The following is a 20,575-nucleotide window of genomic DNA, read 5'->3' as shown; positions in this document are numbered from 1 at the left end:
CCACGTTCGCTATTCGCTCATCCCTGACGGGACTGGCATTCGCCAGCCCTCCACGGCCCGACACTGTGATCCGGGCCTGCGCGCTCCGCTTGCATGTTGAGCTGGCGACAGCAGGGCATGCAGAGCGAGCCGCGCGCAGATGATTCAGCCAAACGCTAAACAAAGCTGTAGGGCATCCCATAGAGAGCGCGGTTGCGCTACTCGTGATTTCTATGGAATTTGATCGTATCCAAAACTGCATGAGGCAAGCTTGCGAGTTACTTGATACTCTTCGCCAGAATACTGGCGAACTCGACCTCGTTCCGAAACAAGGTGCAGGTTCTTCCTTGCCCGCGAACCAATGACATACAGCAATTTCATCGCGCTTTCTTGACCGTTCGGATCATTGAAATGCGGCACCATATCTTCTAATAATGCATAAGCGATCACTGCATCGAACTCGGCTCCCTTGACGCCGTGTATCGTCGAGATGGTGATTCCAGTCCTATGCTGAAATACCTTCCTGAATGTCTCAATATCGCCTATAAATTCGCTACCTTCACTCTTCAATCGATTTACCCGGGCTTGCGAACTATCGAAGAAGGCAACGTGATGCTCTTGAAGCAGCGTGAAAAGGCGAAAGTCGATTGCTAAGTTTGCAAACAGACGCTCGAAAAATGCGCTCAAGTAGGTAAGACCATCTGTTTCATCGATCTTAATTGCATTGCACTCCCTCAACAAGGACCTCCGCGTGAGCTTCGACACGCTAGCCCCGGCCGCCTCTAGGTCATTCAGAATCTCCCCGGCCCACCGCAGTCTGCGCACATACATTCCCGGCGATGCCTGAGTAAGTGCAATCTTAGAAAGCCTGTACCAGAAATTCTCTGTGTCCCGTGCAAAGGGAACCATACCGGGGCCATCGAATGAGTACTCCGGCATGCTGGCGACCAAACGACGTGTCATGCTTGCAAGATGCGTCCACTGTGGCGCGAGAATGCACACCTCGTGAGGTGAGATGCCCATAGTCTCAATGTTGAAACGGATGAGCCGGATGAGCTCAGCGTCCAGATCATTTTTGCTCACTGTGTCGTCGAATGAAATAAGGCTTGGGTACGCCTTGTCCTCGGATGCGGCTTCGATGCGTGTGTTGTGAACGTTGTAGTTTCCGAAGTACTCAATGATGCGCTCAGAAGAACGGTAGTTCCGCGACAGTTCGAGTTCGTCCAAATCGATATTGGCCATCGCCTTGAAATCCTCGAAGGCAATCGGATATCCGCCAAGCGATTGATAAATCGCCTGGTTAGGATCTCCGACAATAAAGGCCTTGGTCGCACCTTGACCAGCTTTCAGAATGGCGGTGATGATCGAATACTGAATTCGTTTGGTGTCCTGATACTCGTCGATCAGCACGAAAGAGAACAACTGTGCCAGAAGAGTGCTGATCGCAGGATGACGTGCGATCAGTTGGTACGCATAGTAAAGAATGAGCTCAAAGTCTAGCTGCCGACTTTCGTGCAGAATCTCAAAATACTTGCCCAATATGACGTGAAGACCCGAATGCTTCCAATCTTGTGGGCAGGAGAGCACATATCCAGTTTCGGTGTAATAAAACTCACAATCCCAGAATGTTATTTTTGGCTTCTGGTAAGGCTTGCACAATGCCTCCAGGATTTTCTCGCGCTCATGCTGATCGATCACACGGAAGCCTCGATCCAACGCTTCGTGATAGATGCCGTACGGTTTCAATATCCATTCAAGACAGAACGAATGTATCGTTCCTATCCATAATCGGGATGTATCCACCCCAAGGCTCTCAATGCGCTCGTGGATTTCGTCGGCGGCACGGTGCGTATAAGTGATGGCAACGACAAACTGCTTGTTCGATTTCAGCCTGGACAACTCATAGGCGATTTTGTAGGTGAGCGTGCGCGTTTTCCCGCTGCCCGGGCAAGCGATGAGAAAGACGCTCCCTGGCTTCAGAATGGCTGCTTCCTGCTCGGGATTCAGATCATCTTTGTTCCACATGAACATGATCAGAACACCGCGAGTACATCGTTGATGCGATCATCTGGGAACGTGGCAAGCATCTCGTTTCGGATGCCGACGAAGTCGATGTCTCCATTTCGGAAGGCCAGCAGCTTGGCCCTAAAGTCGTCGAATACGGCAGACGCAGTGAAGATATCTTCTGCATCGATGTAGTTCACGCGGTAGCTCAGCACGTTAAACCAGACTTCCTTAGTGACCACCGGATGCGCAAAAGCGATGGCGTCCAAGATGTACTTCGGAATGGCGGTCTGCGGATCGATCTTCTTTCCCAGCAAGATGGCAAACCATCCCTTGCCGTAGTTGTCCGCCATGGTCAATGCGCGCTGACCGAACAACGCGATGTCCGCTGATTCGAGCTCCGCCTTGGCCGTCGCGATGGTTGGTGCATCCTTGTAGACATCAGGAAGGATGCCGACCACCTTACGCGCATTGCCGGCGGCAATGAAGTCGACCTCGAAGGTATGGGGGGCAAAGAATGGAGAAACCCACCCGTTATCTTTGAAGGTGTCTTCCAATAACGCTTTCCTGGCGACCCCTTTTTCCTGGGATGCCTGATACTTGCCCTTGCGCCGGAGCAGCCCTTCGGAGTCTCCCGCCGCCGGCGTTGTGTCAATGATGGACTTGTCAAGGTCGGTGACGATGCTGCACCGCTTCCGGATTCGGGCATCATCGAAAAGAACCGCGACGTTCTGAAATCCAGTGCTGCGGATATTAATTAAACTGATGCCGAGTTCATCAAGGCTGACGCCTAGCACGTTCTTGATCAGGATCGGAACGAGAATTTCTTCTGCATCGCCCTCCACTAAGAGGACGCTCTTGGCAAACAACAAGTTGCTACGGACAGCATCCAGGTAGCGTTGAATGTTGCCGATCTCTTCTGGGTTTAGGCCAATTGCAGGCTGGTATGCCTCGCAACGATCACCTTCTCTGCCGAGGATGTTCACGTTCTGAACATTGCTGACCTCAGAGATGTGCGTCGAATGGGTCGAATAAATGATCTGTGTGTCGTCGTATTTGAGCTTGTCGAACAGTGTTTTCTGGATATGTGTGTGAATGTGAGCTTCCGGCTCTTCGATAAGCAGAAAGTTGGCGATCGACTGTTTAGCCTTTTGATACTTGAATTCAAGCAGTTTCAACGTGAGGAATATCAGGTTTGCTCCACCAAGGCTCAGCTCGTGGATCGGTCCTTCGTGGCTCTCCCCCGATTCGCCAACGAACAGCTTGAGCGACTGGAACAACTTGTCAGCTTCGTCTGGCAGATCCGACTTGATAGAAAGAGAAGACGGCGAATACGCCTCACCCGCCGCATCCTTGATGGTGTCTCTGATATCCGTCCGGACGACCTGCACGTCTGGCAACGCTTCGATGGAGTCATTCAATGCCTTTACCCCGTCGGTGATAGCCTGGAACGCCACGGGGTCGATATCGCCGCTCTTGCCCTTCAGAAGCGAAAAGAGCGGATTTGTCCGGTTGTTGTGAAATTCGGAGACGACGTCCCGTAGCGCCTGGACGAAAGTGAACGAAATTTCTTTGGAGACGGACAGCACGTTCGGAATCTTCGCGCCGATAACACGAAATTCAACCTCTTCATTGAATCGAACATTCGCGAAGTCGCCGACCACATCCTTATAGAAGGCCTCGTCGTTGAAGTCGGCTTCACTCCGACCTGTGAAAATCGTTTCATAGTCGTCGATGGTGACCGGGTTCAGGATAGCGTCGAGGCCTGCCTGATCACCATCGTTCAATTGAGAAAGTCGCAGCCTGATTTCCTTCTTCGGACGAAAGATCAGGTTGTAAGTGGCCTTGCCGTTCGCCTCTTCCTCAATTACGCCCGTCCCATGTCGGAAGAGCGCCTGCACTGATTCATCCGCAGAGATTTCCTCAAACTCAAGACTGATGATGATCCAATGTCCCTGCCAGCGCCCTAGGCCGCGATGAAAGTCGGTATGCTCCAGCCGGTAGGCAGAGCGAATCATGTTGTCATCAAGCAGCAATCTGATTGCGCGAAAGAGATTGGTTTTGCCAGATCCATTTTCGCCGATGACAGTGTTGATACCCTTCTGGAACAGCAGCTTCGTGTTGGGAAAGTTCCGGTAGTTGACCAGGCTGAGCTTGGATATATGCATTTGATTCAATCTTGTTGTTGAAATCCACATGCCGATCGGCCGATGGATTGGTTGAACACTGCAGCCATTGATCCCAACTACGGAATGGCCAACTGTCAGTTGGTTTTAGAACGGCACCGTGTCTAAGGTAGGAATCGGTTGGAGCGCATTTTTAATCTCGGTTAGCCTTGCAAGTAGTTCATCGAAAGTCACGATCACGATCTCTGCGAACGCATTTCGAACGAGCTCGAATGACTTTCTTTGCTGATGCTCTTGTGGCGTCATGCCAGCGACAACTATGCAGCGAACCGCATAGCTGTGGAGGTCGTATCGGTTCATGTTATTTTTTATGACGGGTAGTTCACTCTGCAATTTGAAACGCTGATCTAGAATTTGAGCAATCGCTCCACCCAATTCTGTCGATGGGCCAAAAACATCATCTCCACGATAGGGAGATTTTCCTAGCAGTTCGGTTTGCGGCTTTTTTATCTCAATGAGGCCAAGATTGCCCGTGGAAGCGGATGCGTATAGAAAATCTGAAAATTTTCCGCCGGACCCGTTAAGTCGCTTGCCACCTGCATAAGCTTGCCCCTGAACCAGCATGGCTGGAACGGCAAATGCAAGACTAAGTATGAAAGGATTTTCCAGAAAGAAGCTTTGCCACTTGCTTTCCGTCAGTCCTTTTCCAAGCATTTCCTGGTATCGCTCAATCAGTTGATTCAGTGTGATGAGCTCAATATCATTCTTTAATGCCAGCAGCGAGCGCGGCTCAGATTCCGCCAGTGCTTCTATATTGTCTTGAACCATGCGAACAGCGGCGCGCCGATCACGCTTGGAAAGCGTCACATGCTGCCGCCCACCATCGGTCATTTCCGTTAGTGCATCAGGTCTTACGCTCTTCTTTAGAGCGGGAAATTGTGCTGAATCGGCAGCATGTAATAAGGTCTGGTAGACATGAAATTGCTTGTCCTTGCGCGCGTCTCTCTGGTGGCGAGAGGCTATGCGATTTAATTCTTTTCTTAATTCATGAAATCTTCTTATTCCGAGAATAAAGAATGGCGAATCAATTTTCGCGTCATTTCCTTTGTGGACAATGAGTATGCTTACGTTTTCTAAGCTGGCGGCTGTTTCGCAAATTTGCCGATATTCCCACAGAAGCCCCAAACCGAATCGAAAATCTTTGGCAAACCCATCCGGCAACTGCTCAAGAAGCCCAACGACATCGTCAGTAGTCTCTGGCAGTATGTAGGGCTCGATAACAGGCCGAGCGACGACGATGCGTTCAAGGGTGCCGTATTTAGGTTGCAGGTAATCGTCGCGATCTTCTCGAATATTAAGAGGCCAAATGGTCAATCTGTCTGGACACACATTGAGCAGTCTCGCTATTGGCGAATCCGGCTTGCGCTCCGCTGCGGGAATATCAGTGAAGAAAACGTTAATGCCTTCCTCTTCCGGTTCGGCTGCTTCAATGACAAGGAAGGGGCCGCCGTCCAAACGCTCACGTTGATTGAATGCTGAAGGTCTGATAGATGCCATGAACTATTCTTGATCCCTACTGTTCAGAGAAACGATTTGCGGGCCTTGCCTCAGCGCAACCTTATGGTGCCTTCCGATCAGAATCGGACGACACACGATTGATGTCAAAGGGGAGTGCCTTATCTGCCGCGATTCGGGTCAGCAGCATCCGAATCGCATCCGAAATTGATAACCCCATTTCAGCCAGAACAACAGTTGCGGCTTCTTTAATCTGCCCGTCAATCCGGGCACGAACGACGTCGTTACTTGCCATTGTTGCGCTCACAATAGATGTAGCTACATTGTGGCTCATAAGTACTATTGCGTCACTTACATTTTGTTGTGAACAGTAGAGCATCCCGGCGTGCCGCCGTCGGGCTCGCGGGCGTTGCCCCGCGCCTCGTGCCGAGTCGCGGCCATGCGGCTTTGATCCCTGATGCCTCCGGCCGTCTCTTCGCTCCTGGCCTGCGCGCGGCGCTTGCCCTCCAGGGGATCGGCTGGACAGCCCATCCCCGCCGCGCCTTGCTTGGCGCCCCTCGCATGCACCGAACAGGTTGCACCTGATCGACCAACAGCCATCCAGCTAGGCGTGCCGCTGGCACGCAGGGGCGCTCGCCGCGCGGCGTTGGTTTCAGCGCACCCCCTGGCCCATTGGCCGCTGTTCGTCTTTCCCCAAGTTCATCGCTTTTTCCCGCGACCGTAGCCCGCGGTGCCTGGCCGTCAAGGCGCGCAGGGCCGAGTCCTCGCTGCGCTGCGGGCCGCACCAACCCTGCGCTTCTCCCTTGACGGCCAGTCCCTCGCTGGCCCGGTTTTTCGCGGGCGATGAACTCAGGAAAGACGGCGGCAAACAGGACCGGCCCAGGTCTCTGCGCCGAACCAACCGAAGCCACAACGGGCTCCGAATCTTGGAATCCGGTCAGCTTTGAAACCACAGCAACTCATTGGAGAAAACCATGCAACTCGCATCTCGATTCGCTTCCCATTCCCCGACGCTGCGCAGTGACTACCCGCTGTCCGACGACCAAATCCGCCGCGTAGCCCCGTCCATCTTCGCGGAGGCCCCGCACGATAGCCGCTCCGAACGGTACGCCTACATTCCCACCGCCGCCGTGCTGGCGGAACTGCGCAAGGAAGGGTTTGAACCCTTCATGGCAGCGCAAACCCGCGTGCGGCACGACGACCGCCGCGACTACACCAAACACATGATTCGCCTGCGCCATGCCAGTCAGATCAACGGCGCGGAAGCCAATGAAATCGTGCTGCTGAACTCGCACGACGGCACCAGCAGCTATCAGATGCTGGCCGGAATGTTCCGGTTCGTTTGCAGCAATGGCCTTGTGTGCGGCGATACCGTGGCCGATGTGCGCGTGCCGCACAAGGGCGACGTGGCCGGTTCTGTCATCGAAGGCGCTTTCGAGGTGTTGAGCGGCTTCGAACGCGTGAAGGAATCCCGCGACCTGATGCGCGCTATCACGCTGGACGAAGGCGAAGCCGAAGTGTTCGCCCGTTCCGCGCTGGCCCTCAAGTACGACCCCACCGATAACAAGCCCGCGCCCATCACGGAAAGCCAAATCCTGATGCCGCGCCGGTTCGACGACCGCCGCCCGGACTTGTGGAGCGTGTTCAACCGCACCCAAGAAAACCTGACCAAAGGCGGATTGCATGGCCGCAGCGCCAACGGACGCCGCCAGCAGACCCGCCCCGTGCAGGGCATTGATTCCGATGTGCGCCTCAATCGCGCCCTCTGGATGTTGGCCGATGGCCTGCGCCAGTTGAAGGCCTGATTCCCCACGCGGCAGGGGCAGGCAGCAGCCCTTGCCGCTTTCTTCGCTGCTGCATCCCTGAACCGATAGGAGTTATCACCATGAACGCCATTACCCAAACCGAAGCCCGCGCCCTCAACACCGCCGCCGCTATCCCGCTGGAAGCCGCCGACCCGACCAAGAACCTGATTTTGGTTCCGCTGTCGCGGCTGGTGTCGCGTCCTGCTGGCCGCAACGTGCGCAAGACCCCGCGCATGTCCATTCCCGAACTCGCCGCGAGCATTCAGCGTGTCGGCCTGCTGCAAAACCTCATCGTCATTGCCGCCGCCGATGGCGAGCATTACGAAGTCGTGGCCGGTGGCCGCAGGCTGGCCGCGTTGAAGCTGCTGGCGAAGAAGCGCCGCATCAGCAAGGAATGGGAAGTGCCTTGCCTGTTGGTGGCCGATGGCACCGCCCGCACGGCCAGCCTCACCGAGAACGTGCAGCGCGAAGCCATGCACCCCGCCGACCAGTTCGAGGCATTCGCCGCGCTGGTGGCCGAAGGCCGACCCATCGAGGACATAGCCGCCGATTTCAGCGTCACGCCGCTGGTGGTGCAGCGCCGCTTGAAGCTGGCGAACGTCTCGCCCCGGCTGCTGGCCGACTACCGCGCCGAAGCCGTGACGCTCGATCAGTTGATGGCCCTTGCCATCACCGACGACCACGCCGCGCAGGAAACCGCGTTCTACGACGCGCCGACGTGGCAGCGCAACCCTTCCCAATTGCGCGACCGCCTCACCGAGCGCGAGATTGACGCATACCGGCATCCGCTGGTGCGTTTCGTGGGGCTGGATACCTACGGAGCCGCAGGCGGTGGTGTGCGCCGTGACCTGTTCGCGGAAGGTGACGCGGGCGTGTATCTGACCGATGCCGCGCTGCTGGAACGGCTGGCGCAAGACAAGCTGGCAGGTATCGCCGCCGAGGTGAAGGACGAAGGCTGGGCGTGGGTGGATGCCACCCCCGCCGTGACCCATGCCGACCTGCACGCCTTCCAGCGTGCGCCGAGGGAGCGCCGCGAACCGAACAAGCGCGAAGCGCAGCGCATCGAGAAGCTGCAAACCAAGATGCACGAACTGGCCGCCGCCGTGGATGACGCGCTTGATACCGAAGACGAGGAAAAGGCCGATGCCTTGCAGGAAGAAGGCGAAGCCGTGGGCGAGCAGTTGCAGGCGCTGGAAGATGGCTTGCAGGACTACGGCACGACCGTGAAGGCCGCAGCCGGTGCCATCGTCACCATCGACCGCAACGGGCAGGCAGTGATTCATCGCGGGTTGATGCGCGAGGCCGAGGCCAAGGCGCTGCGCACACTGGAACGCCTGCGCCAAGGTTTCGGCAGCGAAAGCGAAGCCGGGAACGACGACGAAGGCGAGGACGACGAGCAGCCCAAGACCGCCGCCATGTCCGACAAGCTGGCGCAGCGGTTGAGCGCCCACCGCACCGCCGCGCTGCAAATCGAAGTCGCCCGGCATCCGCAAGTGGCGCTGGCCGCGCTGGTGCATGGCATGGTGCAGACCGTCTTGCAGGGCAGCCACTACGGCCACGACTTGCCGCTGGGCGTGAGCCTGAAAGCGCAAGACCGGCTGGAAGGCATCGCCCCGGATATACCGGATTCGCCCGCCGCCGTGGCGCTGCGCGAGTTGCAGCAGGTAGCAGGCGAAGGCTTGCCGGAGGACAGCGCCGAACTGTTCGCCGTGCTGCTAGCGAAGTCGCAAGATGAACTGGTGCGGCTGCTGGCGATATCCGTGGCCGTCACGGTGGACGTGGTGACACCCCGCGCCACGCCGCAGCAACCGGGCGCGGAACTGGCGCAGGCTGTCGGCTTGGACATGGCCGCATGGTGGAAGCCCACCAATGAGGGTTATTTCCGGCATGTGCCGAAGGCCGCGATTCTGGAAGCCGTGGAGCAGTACGCCCCGGCGCACGTCACCCGGCTGGCGAAGTTGAAGAAGGCCGACATTGCCAGCGAAGCCGAGCGGCTGGCCGATGGCACCGGCTGGATGCCTGCCATCTTCAAGGCCGAAGGCACCGACGACACCACGGCGCAGGATGCGCCGCAGGCGGTGACGAACGACGAGCCGGAAGCCATCGACAACGACGACGAGCAGCAGGCCCACGCACTCGCCGCCTGACCTTCACCACCACCGAGCGCCCCGGTTTCGGCCGGGGCGCTTCGCTGTTCCATCAGCATCGGCCCCAGGCCGTTCCGCCCTGGTGCCGATGGTCAAAAATCCGGGCGCGGCGGTGGCCGCGCCCGGTTTCCAAGCCCAAAGCCAGAACGCCCCTTCGCCGCCTTCGGGCGGACGGCGAAGGGGCGGCGCACAAGTGACCTTGTGCGCGGGAAACCCTCGAAGCCCATAAGTGCGTCGGCGCACAGCGCCGACGACATTCCGAACGCGCCCCACCGCAATGGACGGGCGTGTGGGGCTACGCCCCGGCTTGCTGCCGCAGGTTGCACGAAAGCGTGCCGTCCTCGACGCTGGCGGTTCGTCGCCTGTACGTCACGAAGGACGGTTCACCGACACGCCGCCCGGCCTTGCAATGGAGCTTCCACGCCACGCCTCACGCAAAGGGCCGCAAGCAGCAGTAGGGACGCTTTCACCTTGTCGCTGGGCATTGTCCTTGCCCGTGTCAGGGCGCAGGCCGGTGAAGCCGTCGCGCGGGGATGCCGAGTCGGCCATGCCTCCATTCGGGAGCGGGCGGCCAGTACGTCCTTGTGTTGTTGTGAATCCTGGCGGTGGCTGGGCTTCATGGCCGCAACCTTCCAGCGAAAACAATTCCCCCTGCGCTGCGCGCATTCCTCGCGGGACAAATTCTTTTCGCTTCCAGGTTCTCCACGGTGTTGCGACCGCTGCGCGGTGCGGCCAGCCCATCCCCCGCCGGACGGATCACAACAAGGACGCACTGGCGCGACCTTGTTCAACCCGAAAGGAGAAATCATCATGGCTAACATCGGCACCTTCACCGCAGAGAAAGACGGCTTCACCGGCCAGCTCCGCACCCTGACCCTCAACTTCAAGGTCAAGCTGGTTCCCAACGACAAGGGCGAGAACGAAAGCGCCCCGGACTTCCGCCTGCAAGCGGCCGGCCACGACTTCGGCGCGGCGTGGAAGAAAACCAGCGAGGCCGGGCGGGATTACCTGTCGGTGGCCATCGACGATCCTTCATTCCCGGCGACGGTCTATGCCCGCCTGATCGAAGGCGAGAATGACACGCACGACCTCATCTGGTCGCGCAGCAAGCCCAAGGCGGCCTGACGGCCGCCCACCGCGCCCCGCCCATTGCGGCGGGGCGCGGTGCTGCTGATCGCAGCATCGCACGCACAGGGTTTCGGCAGTTGCCCCATGTCCCGCATGTCCAAGGCCAGCATTGCATTGGTGATGGTCGAATGGCTCGAAGCCCGTGGCAGTAGGAACAGCATGGCGTGTCGGCGCATTGCGCCGCCGGGCTTTCGGGCTGCGCCCCATGCCGCCAATGGCGTCATGTCCATTCGGCTTCAATCCCTCACGCCTTCGCGCCTGGCGGCGCTGCGCGCTCCGCTTGCGGGCATTCAGACGCGCTAGGGCGCGTCGCGCTCTTTCAGCACGGCCTCGAACTCCTGGCGCACCCGCGCCAGCAGTTCGTCGGCCTTGTGCGTGTCGTCGCCGGCGTAGGCCAGCGTCAACAGCGTCAGCGGATGCACTTCCATGACCTCGCACAGCTCGGTCAGCTTGTGCAGGGTCGGACTTTTCAAGTCGCGCTCCAGCGTACTCATATAGGTGCGGCTGGACACGTCGGAGAACGCTTCCTGGCTCAAGCCTCGCGCCTTCCTGACTGTCCGTATTGCCGTTGCCAATGAGTGTTTCGCTGTCACTAACTTGGTTTCCCCATAAAAACCAAGATGACAGCCCATTGCGCCCTATAGGGCTACAATCTATAGTGTTCATTCATGGCTGAAAGGCCCGCTTTCGTGCTTTTACGGAAATCCGCAGATGCGGATTCCGACAGAACCGGGGAATCGCATCCGTGTCTTTCCGGCTTCCGACAATTCCGCTTCGGCGCTTCTGTTCTTCTACGGATGCGATGGCTTGCACATCGGTGCTTCCACACGAATGCACGGATGCGTTTCGGCAGTTCTGCGCTTCGGCACCAAAGCGCATTCGCGCATCGTCGGTTTCGTGGAGAAGCTGCCCATGACCCTGCCGCTTGTCACCGCTGATGAACGCGCCCGGCTGCTGGCCCACGGCGCGGCGCTCGCCGCTGGTCAGCGGCTCGACCCGCTGCCCGTGGTGCGCTTGTTCACCCCGGACGCGCATGTGACCTGGCTGCTGGTGTCGCTCGACCCGGCGGATGGCGACACGGCCTACGGCCTGATCGACCTCGGTATCGGTATGCCTGAGCTCGGGATGGTCAAGCTGTCCGACCTGGCGGGCATCGTCGGGCCGCGCAAGCTGCCGGTGCGGCGGGATCGGTATTTCCAGGCGGTGCGCCCGTTATCGGAGTACGTCCGGCTGGCGCAGGAGAACGGCGCGATCACGGACTGATGAAAACCAGCGCGGCCTAGCCAGCCGGGGCGCATCGTGACTATTTCAATCTTGATCAAGACCGTGCAGGTCTGAATCCGCATTCTTGCACCGAAGTGGTGCGATCCTGTTGAAAACAGTCCTGATCTTGGGCGCGGGCTGCGGCACGGTGTTCGGTGCTGCGCGTCATTTTCCTGAAGGCGTAGCCGTCGCATTCAGACGATTTCCGCAACACGCAGAGCCAAATGGTCTTGACACCGACAGTTACAGCCTAACCAATTTTGATGACGACCTGATGGCATTTCGATAGTTCCCGCATCGCGGAAATCGTGGCGACGCATCCCAAACAGAGGGAGGTTTCGCCATGACTGATCGCAGCGCCGAACACTGGTATCCGACAGCGGCCTATCTCTACGTTCTGCACCTTGACGGCCCTGCGCTGGCGTGGGAATACCTGCGCCGAAATCCCGACTACCGCCGCGACTGGCTGCGCCGCCGCCGCCGGCCGGACACGGCGCAGGCGTGGGGCCTGCGCCTGCTGGAAGACCCAGCCCTGGATGCGCGCGACGCGCATCCGGCCTGGTTTCCCGATCACGATGCCGTCGTGCAGGTTTACCCGGACGATGACCCGCCACCCGAAGCCCATGCCTTCGAGTTCTGGCGCGTCCCTGGCCGCAAGCAACTGATCCACGACGGCAAGCGCCTGGTGCTGGTGTCGCATTGGCCCGGCTGCTGCCTGCGGCTCGCGCTCGCGCCGGGCCTGGAAGACGGCATGGCCTACCTCTACGCCACCCGCGCCTGCGCCACGCCCTGCGCGCGCTATCGCACGCTCGCGTCCGAGCTGGACGCATTGGCCGTGGCCACGGTTGCCACGCCTGCGGCGGCGGCCCGTTCCAGGCCCACGACGGCCGCGGTGCTGGAACTGCACACCTTGCAGACGCTCGACGCGACCCTGGCGGGCGCGTCATTGCGCGAAGTGGCCGAAGGGCTGTTCGGCGCCGATGCCGTCGCCGCCGACTGGCACAAGGACAGCGCCTTACGTGCCCGCGTGCGGCGGCTGGTACGTCGTGGCGATGCGCTGATGCGTGGCGGCTATCGCCGCCTGGCACAGCTTCCGCCGCCGTTGCAGTAGGGGGGGACGTTTCGCGTCCCCCGTAGATCGTCCCTTAGCAAGCAGCCTCGCTTTCTTGAAAGTGCCTCTAACCGGCCGCGTGGTGTGGCCGGGCTTGATGGAGGTACATCCCATGCGACCCGCTCCCTTGCGGCCTGCCGCCGCTGCTGTCGCTGCGCCTGCGCAGCCCCAACGCTACCTGACCAACGACGAAGCCGCCGAGTACCTGCGCCTGTCGCCACGCACGCTGGAGAAACAGCGCGTGATCGGCGGCGGCCCGAAGTTCCGCAAGTTCGGCCGCCGCGTCATGTACGCGGTGTCCGACCTCGATGCCTGGGCCGACCAGCGCAGCTACGAGGCGACTTCCGACCCGGAATATGCCGAACGCCACGCGGGCGATTACCGTGATGGCCGCTGATCGCTGGCGCGTGGGTGGCCGTCGCCATGTCCAGCCCGCCAGGGCAAGCCTTGCAGCGCGAACAGCTCGACCTGTTCCGCGCGCTGCCGGGCGACATGGCACCCCGCGACAGCCAGGACTTGATGGCCTTTCCGTTCTTCTCGCTGGCGAAGTCGCGGCGTACCGCGCCGATCGACTTCCGCGCCGGCGGCATCACCATCCGCGTGGAGGGTACGCAGGAGCACGGCATCGCAACGATATGGGATGCCGACCTGCTGATTTGGGCCGCCTCGCAGATCGTGGAGGCGCGCGACGCGGGCTTGCGCCCGTCGCGCTGGATACGCGCCACTCCCTACGAGATCCTGCGCTTCATCGGGCGCGGCACGTCTCTCAACGACTACCTGCGCCTGAAAGCCGCGCTCGACCGGCTGCAATCGACCACGGTGGCCACGTCCATCCGCGAAACCACGGGAAGGCGATTGCATCGCTTCTCGTGGATCAACGAGTGGAAGGAACTGGCCGATGCCAGCGGCGTGCCGCTGGGCATCGAACTGATCCTGCCGGACTGGTTCTATGCGGGCGTGCTCGATGCCGCCTTGGTGCTGACCATCGACCCAGCCTATTTCCGCTTGAAGGGCGGGATCGAGCGCTGGCTGTACCGCCTGGTGCGCAAGCACGGCGGCAAGCAGCCGGGCGGCTGGCAATTCGACTTCCGGCACCTGCACCGCAAGTCGGGCAGCGCTGCGCGCTTCTCCGACTTCGCTTACGACCTGCGCGTCCTGGTGGCGCGGCAGTCGCTGCCCGGCTACGTCCTGGGCATCGAGCGAATGCCGGACGACGGACAAGAACTGCTGACCTTCCGGCCCGTGCTGCACACGGCACGGGGATAACTCGTGGAAAAGGTGTGGACGGCCTCGTGCTATCAGGAGTACCGGGTATCGTGCTATCGGGAGTACGCCTATCGTGCTATCAGGAGTACGAAAACGCCGGAAAGCCAATAACGGCGCGGGTTTGCGGCCCCTCTAACTTCCCTAACAAGAAATACATAACTTTTAGTAGAAGCGCGCCGTTTCGGTGGACAACCGAGAAACGGCACGGCGAACAGCGTTTTGCACGGCAGGTAAAGCCCGGCTTTCCAGCAGGGAGGGCCGCGCCATGATCCTCGCTCTGCTCAACCAGAAAGGCGGTGTCGGCAAGACCACGCTCGCCACGCACATCGCGGGCGAACTGGCGATGCGCGGCCAGCATGTCGTCCTGCTCGATGCCGACCCGCAGGGTTCATCCCTGGACTGGACGCAGCGCAGAAGCCAGCAAGGCTTGCCACGGCTGTTCAGCGCCGTGGGCCTCGCACGCGAAACGCTGCATCAGGAAGCGCCAGAACTCGCCAGGCGGGCCGATCACGTCATCATCGACGGGCCGCCGCGCATCGCCGCCTTGGCGCGCTCCGCGCTGCTGGCGGCCGAGCGCGTGCTGATCCCGGTGCAGCCCAGCCCCTACGACCTCTGGGCCAGCTCGGAAATGGTTTCGCTGATCCGCGAGGCGCAGGTGTTCCGGCCGCTGCTCCGCGCGGCCTTCGTCATCAACCGGCGCGTCAGCACCACCATCATCGGGCGCGAGGCGCGGCAATCGCTCGCCGAACAGCCGCTGCCCGCGCTGCGCTCGGAGGTGCATCAGCGCATCGTCTTCGCCGACAGCGTGGCCGCTGGCCGGCTCGCACGCGAGACAGCGCCCGACAGTGCCGCCGCCCGCGAAATCACCGCCCTGGTGGACGAACTGCTGCGGTGGCCGACATGACAGCGCAGCAGCCACCCAACAGCAAACGCACGGGCAAGCGCGTCGGCATCGGCGCACGTCCGCCCGCGAATCCGCACGCCGAGGCGTGGATTCGTCAGGGCGATGCCGACGCGCTGGGCAAAGGCGACCTCTACACGGCCCGCCTCACGCTCGACATCACGCCCGCCATGCGGGCGCGCATCAAGGTGTCGGCCTTCACGCAAGGCGTGACCGTGGCCGACCTGCTGCGCGGCCTGCTGGAGCGGGAGTTTCCGCCGGAGAACACACCATGAACGCATTCGCTTGGCCTGCCGCGAACGCGGCACCGGCTGCGCCGCTGCCTGCGCTTTCGGCACTCGCCGGACAGGCCGGCAATGTGCCGCTGACGCGCGTTTCGCTGGCCTACCTCGAACATCGCTTCAAGCTCTACCTGCGCTTCGGCGAACCGGCGCGCACGCTTCAGCTCGACCGCTGGCGGCGCTGCGCGGTGTTCCTGCCGGGCGCGATGCTCTGCCGCATCCGCTGGCAGGCCAACGACTACGGCACGATCCGCTGGCAACTCATGGTGATGCAGGCTTGCACACCGCTGGACGCGGCGCAGCGCATCCCCGGTGTTCAGCCGGGCGCGCGCTTGCTCCTACACACCGAAGGCGATGCCAACGTGCGCGCCGTGCTGGAGCGCATCGACGGCATCGAGGCGCTGGGCATCGCTGCCATCGACGTGTCGCCGGCGTACTGGCGCACGCTGGGCAACCGTCTTGCGGCTCGCCTTGCGCTGCCCGAATACACCACCGAGCGGCATACCGCCTGGCTGGCCGGGAAGGTGCTGCCATGACCGCCCCGACCACCACACCCAACGCGCCCGACGTGGCGCCGCGTCCTCGCTCACGCCTGCGCGCTCGCATCGTGCTGGCGACACTGGCCGCCATCGGCTTCGCTGCGCTGGCCTGGGCGGCTTTCGTGTCGCCGCTGCCGCGTCTGACCTACAACCCGTCCGACAGCGTGGCGGTCGGCTGGTATCGCATTGACCCGTTCGACCCGCGCACCGCCTCGCTGCCACGTCCGTTGTCCGTGGACAGCATCGTGCTGGTGCCGCTTCCGGCCACGGCTGCCGCGCTCGCTGCGCAGCGCGGCTACCTGCCGACGCGCGTTCCGCTGCTCAAACGTGTGGGCGCGGTCGCGCCGCAACACGTCTGCATCGTCGCCGGTCAGGTACGCATCGACGGCGTGCCTTCGGCCGCCGTACTGCCCGCCGACCGGCTGGGCCGGGCGCTGCCGTCCTTGCAGCTTTGCCGCCGCCTTGAACCGGGCGAACTGCTCCTGTTGAGCGTGACGAATCCAGCATCGTTCGACAGCCGCTATTTCGGCCCGGTCAGCGCATCCGCCGTGATCGGCGTTGCGCATCCGGTGTGGCCGGAGATACGCCCATGATGGCCGCCGATTCGCTGCGCTCTGACGTGCCATCGGGCATGTCGTTCTGCTGGCTGCTTCAGTGTCGCTGCGCCTGTCGTGCCGGTGCATTCGCACCGCACGTCGCGCAGCATCCGGCGCAGCCGTCCAACGTTCAGGCGTCTTGCCTCGAACGCGCCCGGCCTGCGGCCATTGGCGCTTTCGCCGGCGCGCTGTCTGTTCACGCAGCAGCGCCGCCGGGCCGCCGTTGCCTGGAGCGACAGCGAAGGGCAAAGGCGGAAGGCAAGACAAAAGGACGCGGCACCTGGCCGCGTCGAAAGCCAGTCAGCACATGGGGGGAACGCGGCACGGAGCGGCTTCGCCACCGTGCCGCGTTTGGCGCGAGGGTCGCGCCAATGCTGGCATGTCCGCGTGCTTCGCACGACAGGACACGCCCAAGCTTGCGGGGAGCGCAGCCATGACCGACAGCCGCGACGACGACTTTCGCGTGCGCCCCAGCGCCCCGAAGAACCGGGGCAAGGGCCAGGGGCAGAGCTTCGTTTCCAAGGTGCTCAAGCAGGCCGGCAAAGCCAGCAGCGGCAAGTCGGCAGTACGCCGTCCTGGCGCGGCTGGCACCGGCCAGCGGCCCGGCTCTCGGCTCGGACGTGGCCACACGGCGGCGCGCTTCGCCGGGGCGAAGCTAATGCCCATGTCGCGGCGCGTGACCATCAAGACCTTGCTGGTCAATCACCAGCGGGCCAGCCCGCAATCGCTCGCCAAGCACCTGCGCTACATCGAGCGCGACGGCGCGGGTCGCGATGGCGAACCGGGCCGGGGCTACGGGCCACAGGCCGACGAAGCCGATCTGGACGCCTTCAAGGAACGCTGCGCCGACGACCGGCACCATTTCCGCTTCATCGTCTCGCCCGAGGACGGGGCCGAGCTGGACGACCTGCGCACCTACACCCGGCATCTGGTGAGCCGCATGGAAGCCGACCTGGGCACGCGGCTGGATTGGGTGGCGGTGGATCACTGGAACACCGACAACCCGCACACCCACCTGATCGTGCGCGGGCGCGACGACACCGGCAAAGACCTCATCATCGCGGGTGACTACATCGCCCACGGCTTCCGCCATCGCGCCGCCGAGCTGGCGACCGAGTGGCTGGGGCCGCGCACCGAACTGGAGATTCAGCAGACCTTGAGGCGCGAGGTGGAACAGGAGCGGTGGACGAGCCTGGATCGCACCTTGCAGCGCGAGACCGGCGAGGATGGCCGGGTGCATGTCGAACGGCTCAACGAGCCGAGGTTGCAACGCCAGCGCCTGCTGCTGATCGGCCGCCTGCAACGCTTGCAGCGCCTGGGCCTAGCCGACGAGGTGCAGCCCGGCACCTGGGCCATTCATGCCGATGCCGAGAAGACCTTGCGTGCCCTGGGTGAGCGTGGCGACATCATCCGAACGATGCAGCGGGCCATGAGCGGCCAGCCGCGTGAGCTGGCGGTGTTCGAGCCGGGCGACGATGGTCGCAGCCTCATCGGCCGCGTGGCCGCGAAGGGGCTTGCCGATGAGTTGCACGACCGAGGCTATCTGATCATCGACGGCACGGACGGTAAGGCCCACTACGTTGCACTGAACGCCCGCGACGAACTGGCGAACTATCCCACGGGCGCTGTGGTAGAGGTGAAGGGTTCGACTGAGGTGCGCACGGCCGACAAGAACATCGCCTCGCTGGCGAGCGATGGCCTGTACCGCACCGATCATCACCTGGTAATCGAGCAGGGCCGGGCTACGCCCGGACGCGACCCGCAGGAAGTCGTCGCCGCTCATGTCCGGCGGCTGGAAGCCCTGCGCCGGGCTTGCATCGTGGAGCGCGTGGCCGAAGGGCTATGGAAGGTACCGGACGACCTGGCCGAGCGTGGCCGCCAATACGACGCGCAACGGCTGGGCGATGTAGCCGTAGAGCTGAAATCACACCTTCCTATTGAACGGCAGGCCCGCGTCATCGGCGCGACTTGGCTTGACCAGCAACTGATCGGCGGTGGCCGTGGGCTGGGCAACTTGGGCTTTGGCGGTGATACCAAGCAGGCCATACAGCAGCGAGCCGATTTCCTCGAAGAACAGGGGCTGGCACAGCGCCGCGGGCAGCGCGTCATCCTCGCGCGCAACCTGCTGGGCACGCTACGCAATCGGGAACTAGTGCAGGCCGCGAAAGACATTGCGGCGGAAACCGGCCTAGAGCATCGCCCGGTGGCCGACGGGCAGCGCGTAGCCGGTATCTACCGGCGTTCCATTATGCTCGCCAGCGGGCGCTACGCGATGCTCGATGACGGCATGGGGTTCAGCCTTGTGCCGTGGCGGCCGGTAATTGAGCCGCGACTGGGACAACAGCTTGCCGCAAAGGTTATCGGCGGAAGTGCCTCTTGGGAACTTGGACGAAAGCCCAGTATCGGTATCAGTTAGATATCAAGGGAAGCTGAGTACCAGGCGCAGTCTGCTTGGCTGCTGTGATTCTTCTTAGAGATTCAATCAATGCCATAAACTCCTTGGATTGCCTCAGTGCTTCGCCTCCCGCAGTTTGCAGGTCCAAGACATCCGTAGCCTCGATCGTGAAGGCTGTGGGCACGCGCAGCAGCGAATGCCGGATCTTGTCGTCCGGCACGTCGTTCAGACTTACGCTTACTACGTAGATTTCTGCGTCGGCCGCAAAGGGGCTGTCCGCTTGGCCACGGGTGCGGACAATCTCGGAACGCCAGTGTTGCAGGTCGTCGTTAAGCATGGCCAGCGTCACCTGGGTCTCGCGAGCGCCGGCACCGAAGATCAGCGACTCAAGTACTTGCGTCGTGCTGGGAACTCGGTCGCTACTGTCCACTCTCTCGCTCAGTCCTCGTTCGGAGTTCACCGTCACCAACACGAGTCGGCGCAAGCTTCCGGGCTTGACCTCCGAGAAATTGGCGCTCATTGAGCCCGAAGCTACTAGCCGGTCTAGCATCAGACGTACGCCGAGGTTGTCGGAGACACCACCGTCCACGAGGTGGATATAGGGCCGATCGTGCGCATTGAGGTAGCTGTCTATGCCGCTTTGCAGGATGCGTGATCTGTAATTTTGCCCTCTGACAGGCAAAGATCGGAGAGGCGGCGGACAGGTATTGGCGTTGTTTCGCACCGTTACGGGCGACAGCACCAGCGGTACTGCCGACGAGGCCGCCACCGCGAAAGACAGCGGCGTTGCATCGAGGTCGGAACAGATTAGCCGGAATTGCTCGGTGGTGAAATCGAAAGGGGCACCGGTCGTGAGGTCGGTTGCCGTGATCATCAGTTCGGGCGCGCCCGGTCGTCGGCGCACGTCACCAAAGGTGCGGCCTTCAAAAAGTTCGTCCAAGCGTTGAGCCAGGATCTGGCTGCGCCCAAACCAAGGTGAAGTTAGTCTATAAAGACGCTCAGGCCACAGAGCTTCACGTATGAGTCGCCCCTCAAAAGGCACAAGCAGAAAATCCGGCTCGAAACGAGTCAGCGTGGCATCGCCGAAGGCCGCGAAGTGCGCGGCAAGGATGCTGCCCCCCGACACTCCGCTGACCAGGAACACCTGATCCAACAGAGTGGTCTCCTGGCCCTCTAGCGCGAAGCGTGTGGCCTTGAGTTCGCGCAGCACGCCCAGGCCGAAGGCCGCCGCCCGAGCGCCCCCGCCTGACAGTGTCACCGCTACAACCACCGGTTGGTTGACCTCCGACGGCCTGATGCGTTGGTCGTTCTCGGCGAGAGACATTAAGGCGGCGTCGGAAAGTGTCGGGTTGATCCAAGGACGGTAAGTGGAACACCCTGTCAGAACTACCGTTGCCAGCACACCGGCCAAACTCCATCGTGTGAATTTACACACCTCCAGGCGCTTTACCTCTGCAAGCAGCACCACGCAGCGTTTCGAATAGACAAGAACGAGAAACGCCGGCAATTTTGCGACGAA

20 protein-coding genes are annotated in these 20,575 nt (G+C 61.4%); 13 read left to right on the top strand and 7 right to left on the bottom strand.

The features are described 5' to 3' along the window. Positions 1-210 precede the first annotated feature (210 nt). The 4 genes from SK33_RS25330 to SK33_RS25315 form a co-directional block, all read right to left on the bottom strand. Positions 211-2,010: a UvrD-helicase domain-containing protein gene (locus tag SK33_RS25330; RefSeq protein ID WP_004883039.1), complete on the bottom strand. Its 1,800-nt coding sequence runs from the start codon at positions 2,008-2,010 to the stop codon at positions 211-213. 2 nt (positions 2,011-2,012) lie between these two features. Beyond that, positions 2,013-4,151: an AAA family ATPase gene (locus SK33_RS25325; protein ID WP_004883041.1), complete on the bottom strand. Its 2,139-nt coding sequence runs from the start codon at positions 4,149-4,151 to the stop codon at positions 2,013-2,015. A gap of 105 nt (positions 4,152-4,256) precedes the next feature. Beyond that, positions 4,257-5,666 (bottom strand): Shedu immune nuclease family protein, encoded by a 1,410-nt coding sequence (locus tag SK33_RS25320; protein WP_004883043.1) that lies wholly within the window; start codon positions 5,664-5,666, stop codon positions 4,257-4,259. A gap of 61 nt (positions 5,667-5,727) precedes the next feature. Continuing rightward, on the bottom strand, positions 5,728-5,919 hold the full coding sequence (locus SK33_RS25315; protein WP_004883046.1) for a type II toxin-antitoxin system RelB/DinJ family antitoxin: 192 nt from the start codon (positions 5,917-5,919) through the stop codon (positions 5,728-5,730). Positions 5,920-6,598: 679 nt separating this feature from the next. Between SK33_RS25315 and SK33_RS25310 the strand changes: the two genes are divergently transcribed. Continuing rightward, on the top strand, positions 6,599-7,429 hold the full coding sequence (locus SK33_RS25310; RefSeq protein WP_004883049.1) for a DUF932 domain-containing protein: 831 nt from the start codon (positions 6,599-6,601) through the stop codon (positions 7,427-7,429). Between the two features lie 80 nt (positions 7,430-7,509). Continuing rightward, on the top strand, positions 7,510-9,576 hold the full coding sequence (locus SK33_RS25305) for a ParB/RepB/Spo0J family partition protein (RefSeq protein WP_004883050.1): 2,067 nt from the start codon (positions 7,510-7,512) through the stop codon (positions 9,574-9,576). A 369-nt stretch (positions 9,577-9,945) separates the two neighbouring features. On the opposite strand, the gene SK33_RS25300 is transcribed toward SK33_RS25305, so the two are convergent. Beyond that, positions 9,946-10,317 (bottom strand): hypothetical protein, encoded by a 372-nt coding sequence (locus SK33_RS25300; protein ID WP_174330000.1) that lies wholly within the window; start codon positions 10,315-10,317, stop codon positions 9,946-9,948. Positions 10,318-10,386: 69 nt separating this feature from the next. Between SK33_RS25300 and SK33_RS25295 the strand changes: the two genes are divergently transcribed. Next, positions 10,387-10,701 (top strand): DUF736 domain-containing protein, encoded by a 315-nt coding sequence (locus SK33_RS25295; RefSeq protein ID WP_004883051.1) that lies wholly within the window; start codon positions 10,387-10,389, stop codon positions 10,699-10,701. Between the two features lie 302 nt (positions 10,702-11,003). On the opposite strand, the gene SK33_RS25290 is transcribed toward SK33_RS25295, so the two are convergent. After that, positions 11,004-11,297, bottom strand: coding sequence for a helix-turn-helix domain-containing protein (locus tag SK33_RS25290; RefSeq protein ID WP_064717570.1), 294 nt, complete (start codon positions 11,295-11,297; stop codon positions 11,004-11,006). Positions 11,298-11,415: 118 nt separating this feature from the next. On the opposite strand from SK33_RS25290, the gene SK33_RS26555 reads away from it, so the two are divergent. The 10 genes from SK33_RS26555 (at position 11,416) to SK33_RS25240 (ending at position 19,077) form a co-directional block, all read left to right on the top strand. After that, complete coding sequence (locus SK33_RS26555) at positions 11,416-11,967, top strand: DUF2958 domain-containing protein (protein WP_004883053.1); 552 nt, start codon at positions 11,416-11,418, stop codon at positions 11,965-11,967. A 343-nt stretch (positions 11,968-12,310) separates the two neighbouring features. Then, positions 12,311-13,078: a DUF2285 domain-containing protein gene (locus SK33_RS25280; RefSeq protein ID WP_004883055.1), complete on the top strand. Its 768-nt coding sequence runs from the start codon at positions 12,311-12,313 to the stop codon at positions 13,076-13,078. A 112-nt stretch (positions 13,079-13,190) separates the two neighbouring features. Further along, positions 13,191-13,475 carry a helix-turn-helix transcriptional regulator gene (locus tag SK33_RS25275; protein ID WP_004883058.1) on the top strand — a complete coding sequence of 95 codons (285 nt, stop codon included), beginning with the start codon at positions 13,191-13,193 and terminating at the stop codon, positions 13,473-13,475. A gap of 26 nt (positions 13,476-13,501) precedes the next feature. Beyond that, the gene (locus tag SK33_RS25270) at positions 13,502-14,344 is read left to right on the top strand and encodes a replication initiator protein A (RefSeq protein WP_004883059.1); all 843 of its coding nucleotides are present in this window, start codon (positions 13,502-13,504) and stop codon (positions 14,342-14,344) included. Positions 14,345-14,609: 265 nt separating this feature from the next. After that, positions 14,610-15,248, top strand: a complete 639-nt coding sequence (gene parA, locus SK33_RS25265) for a ParA family partition ATPase (protein WP_004883061.1) — start codon at positions 14,610-14,612, stop codon at positions 15,246-15,248. Continuing rightward, entirely contained in the window at positions 15,245-15,520 is a 276-nt protein-coding gene (locus tag SK33_RS25260; protein WP_004883063.1) for a hypothetical protein, read from the top strand. Before parA ends, SK33_RS25260 begins: the two co-directional genes overlap by 4 nt. Next, complete coding sequence (locus tag SK33_RS25255; protein ID WP_004883064.1) at positions 15,517-16,062, top strand: DUF2840 domain-containing protein; 546 nt, start codon at positions 15,517-15,519, stop codon at positions 16,060-16,062. The genes SK33_RS25260 and SK33_RS25255 overlap by 4 nt, the downstream gene beginning before the upstream one ends. Beyond that, positions 16,059-16,658: a S26 family signal peptidase gene (locus SK33_RS25250; RefSeq protein ID WP_004883067.1), complete on the top strand. Its 600-nt coding sequence runs from the start codon at positions 16,059-16,061 to the stop codon at positions 16,656-16,658. The genes SK33_RS25255 and SK33_RS25250 overlap by 4 nt, the downstream gene beginning before the upstream one ends. Then, positions 16,655-17,098 carry a hypothetical protein gene (locus SK33_RS25245; RefSeq protein ID WP_022652141.1) on the top strand — a complete coding sequence of 148 codons (444 nt, stop codon included), beginning with the start codon at positions 16,655-16,657 and terminating at the stop codon, positions 17,096-17,098. Before SK33_RS25250 ends, SK33_RS25245 begins: the two co-directional genes overlap by 4 nt. Further along, a complete protein-coding gene (locus SK33_RS25240; protein WP_004883068.1) occupies positions 17,095-19,077 on the top strand; it encodes a relaxase/mobilization nuclease domain-containing protein in 1,983 nt (660 codons plus the stop codon). Before SK33_RS25245 ends, SK33_RS25240 begins: the two co-directional genes overlap by 4 nt. Here the strand turns inward: SK33_RS25240 and SK33_RS25235 are convergent. Then, entirely contained in the window at positions 19,070-20,380 is a 1,311-nt protein-coding gene (locus SK33_RS25235) for a patatin-like phospholipase family protein (protein ID WP_023123864.1), read from the bottom strand. The two genes, SK33_RS25240 and SK33_RS25235, sit on opposite strands and share 8 nt — an antisense overlap. Between the last annotated feature and the right edge of the window lie 195 nt (positions 20,381-20,575).

This window comes from Citrobacter sp. MGH103 (assembly GCF_001034475.2).
In the GTDB taxonomy this organism is placed as follows: Bacteria; Pseudomonadota; Gammaproteobacteria; order Enterobacterales; family Enterobacteriaceae; genus Citrobacter; species Citrobacter freundii.
Note: the sequence above shows the minus strand (reverse complement) of the source record. Positions and strands in the feature narration are given on the sequence as shown.

Excerpts from the sequence above, each read along its gene's own strand:
- SK33_RS25330 (WP_004883039.1), bottom strand. The coding sequence starts at position 2,010 with ATGTTCATGTGGAACAAAGATGATCTGAATCCCGAGCAGGAAGCAGCC.
- SK33_RS25310 (WP_004883049.1), top strand. The coding sequence starts at position 6,599 with ATGCAACTCGCATCTCGATTCGCTTCCCATTCCCCGACGCTGCGCAGT.
- SK33_RS25280 (WP_004883055.1), top strand. The coding sequence starts at position 12,311 with ATGACTGATCGCAGCGCCGAACACTGGTATCCGACAGCGGCCTATCTC.
- SK33_RS25325 (WP_004883041.1), bottom strand. The coding sequence starts at position 4,151 with ATGCATATATCCAAGCTCAGCCTGGTCAACTACCGGAACTTTCCCAAC.
- SK33_RS25275 (WP_004883058.1), top strand. The coding sequence starts at position 13,191 with ATGCGACCCGCTCCCTTGCGGCCTGCCGCCGCTGCTGTCGCTGCGCCT.
- SK33_RS25300 (WP_174330000.1), bottom strand. The coding sequence starts at position 10,317 with ATGGGCTGGCCGCACCGCGCAGCGGTCGCAACACCGTGGAGAACCTGG.
- SK33_RS25245 (WP_022652141.1), top strand. The coding sequence starts at position 16,655 with ATGATGGCCGCCGATTCGCTGCGCTCTGACGTGCCATCGGGCATGTCG.
- SK33_RS25235 (WP_023123864.1), bottom strand. The coding sequence starts at position 20,380 with ATGTCTCTCGCCGAGAACGACCAACGCATCAGGCCGTCGGAGGTCAAC.
- parA (WP_004883061.1), top strand. The coding sequence starts at position 14,610 with ATGATCCTCGCTCTGCTCAACCAGAAAGGCGGTGTCGGCAAGACCACG.
- SK33_RS25315 (WP_004883046.1), bottom strand. The coding sequence starts at position 5,919 with ATGGCAAGTAACGACGTCGTTCGTGCCCGGATTGACGGGCAGATTAAA.
- SK33_RS25295 (WP_004883051.1), top strand. The coding sequence starts at position 10,387 with ATGGCTAACATCGGCACCTTCACCGCAGAGAAAGACGGCTTCACCGGC.
- SK33_RS25240 (WP_004883068.1), top strand. The coding sequence starts at position 17,095 with ATGACCGACAGCCGCGACGACGACTTTCGCGTGCGCCCCAGCGCCCCG.
- SK33_RS25270 (WP_004883059.1), top strand. The coding sequence starts at position 13,502 with ATGTCCAGCCCGCCAGGGCAAGCCTTGCAGCGCGAACAGCTCGACCTG.
- SK33_RS26555 (WP_004883053.1), top strand. The coding sequence starts at position 11,416 with ATGCGGATTCCGACAGAACCGGGGAATCGCATCCGTGTCTTTCCGGCT.
- SK33_RS25305 (WP_004883050.1), top strand. The coding sequence starts at position 7,510 with ATGAACGCCATTACCCAAACCGAAGCCCGCGCCCTCAACACCGCCGCC.
- SK33_RS25320 (WP_004883043.1), bottom strand. The coding sequence starts at position 5,666 with ATGGCATCTATCAGACCTTCAGCATTCAATCAACGTGAGCGTTTGGAC.
- SK33_RS25250 (WP_004883067.1), top strand. The coding sequence starts at position 16,059 with ATGACCGCCCCGACCACCACACCCAACGCGCCCGACGTGGCGCCGCGT.
- SK33_RS25255 (WP_004883064.1), top strand. The coding sequence starts at position 15,517 with ATGAACGCATTCGCTTGGCCTGCCGCGAACGCGGCACCGGCTGCGCCG.
- SK33_RS25260 (WP_004883063.1), top strand. The coding sequence starts at position 15,245 with ATGACAGCGCAGCAGCCACCCAACAGCAAACGCACGGGCAAGCGCGTC.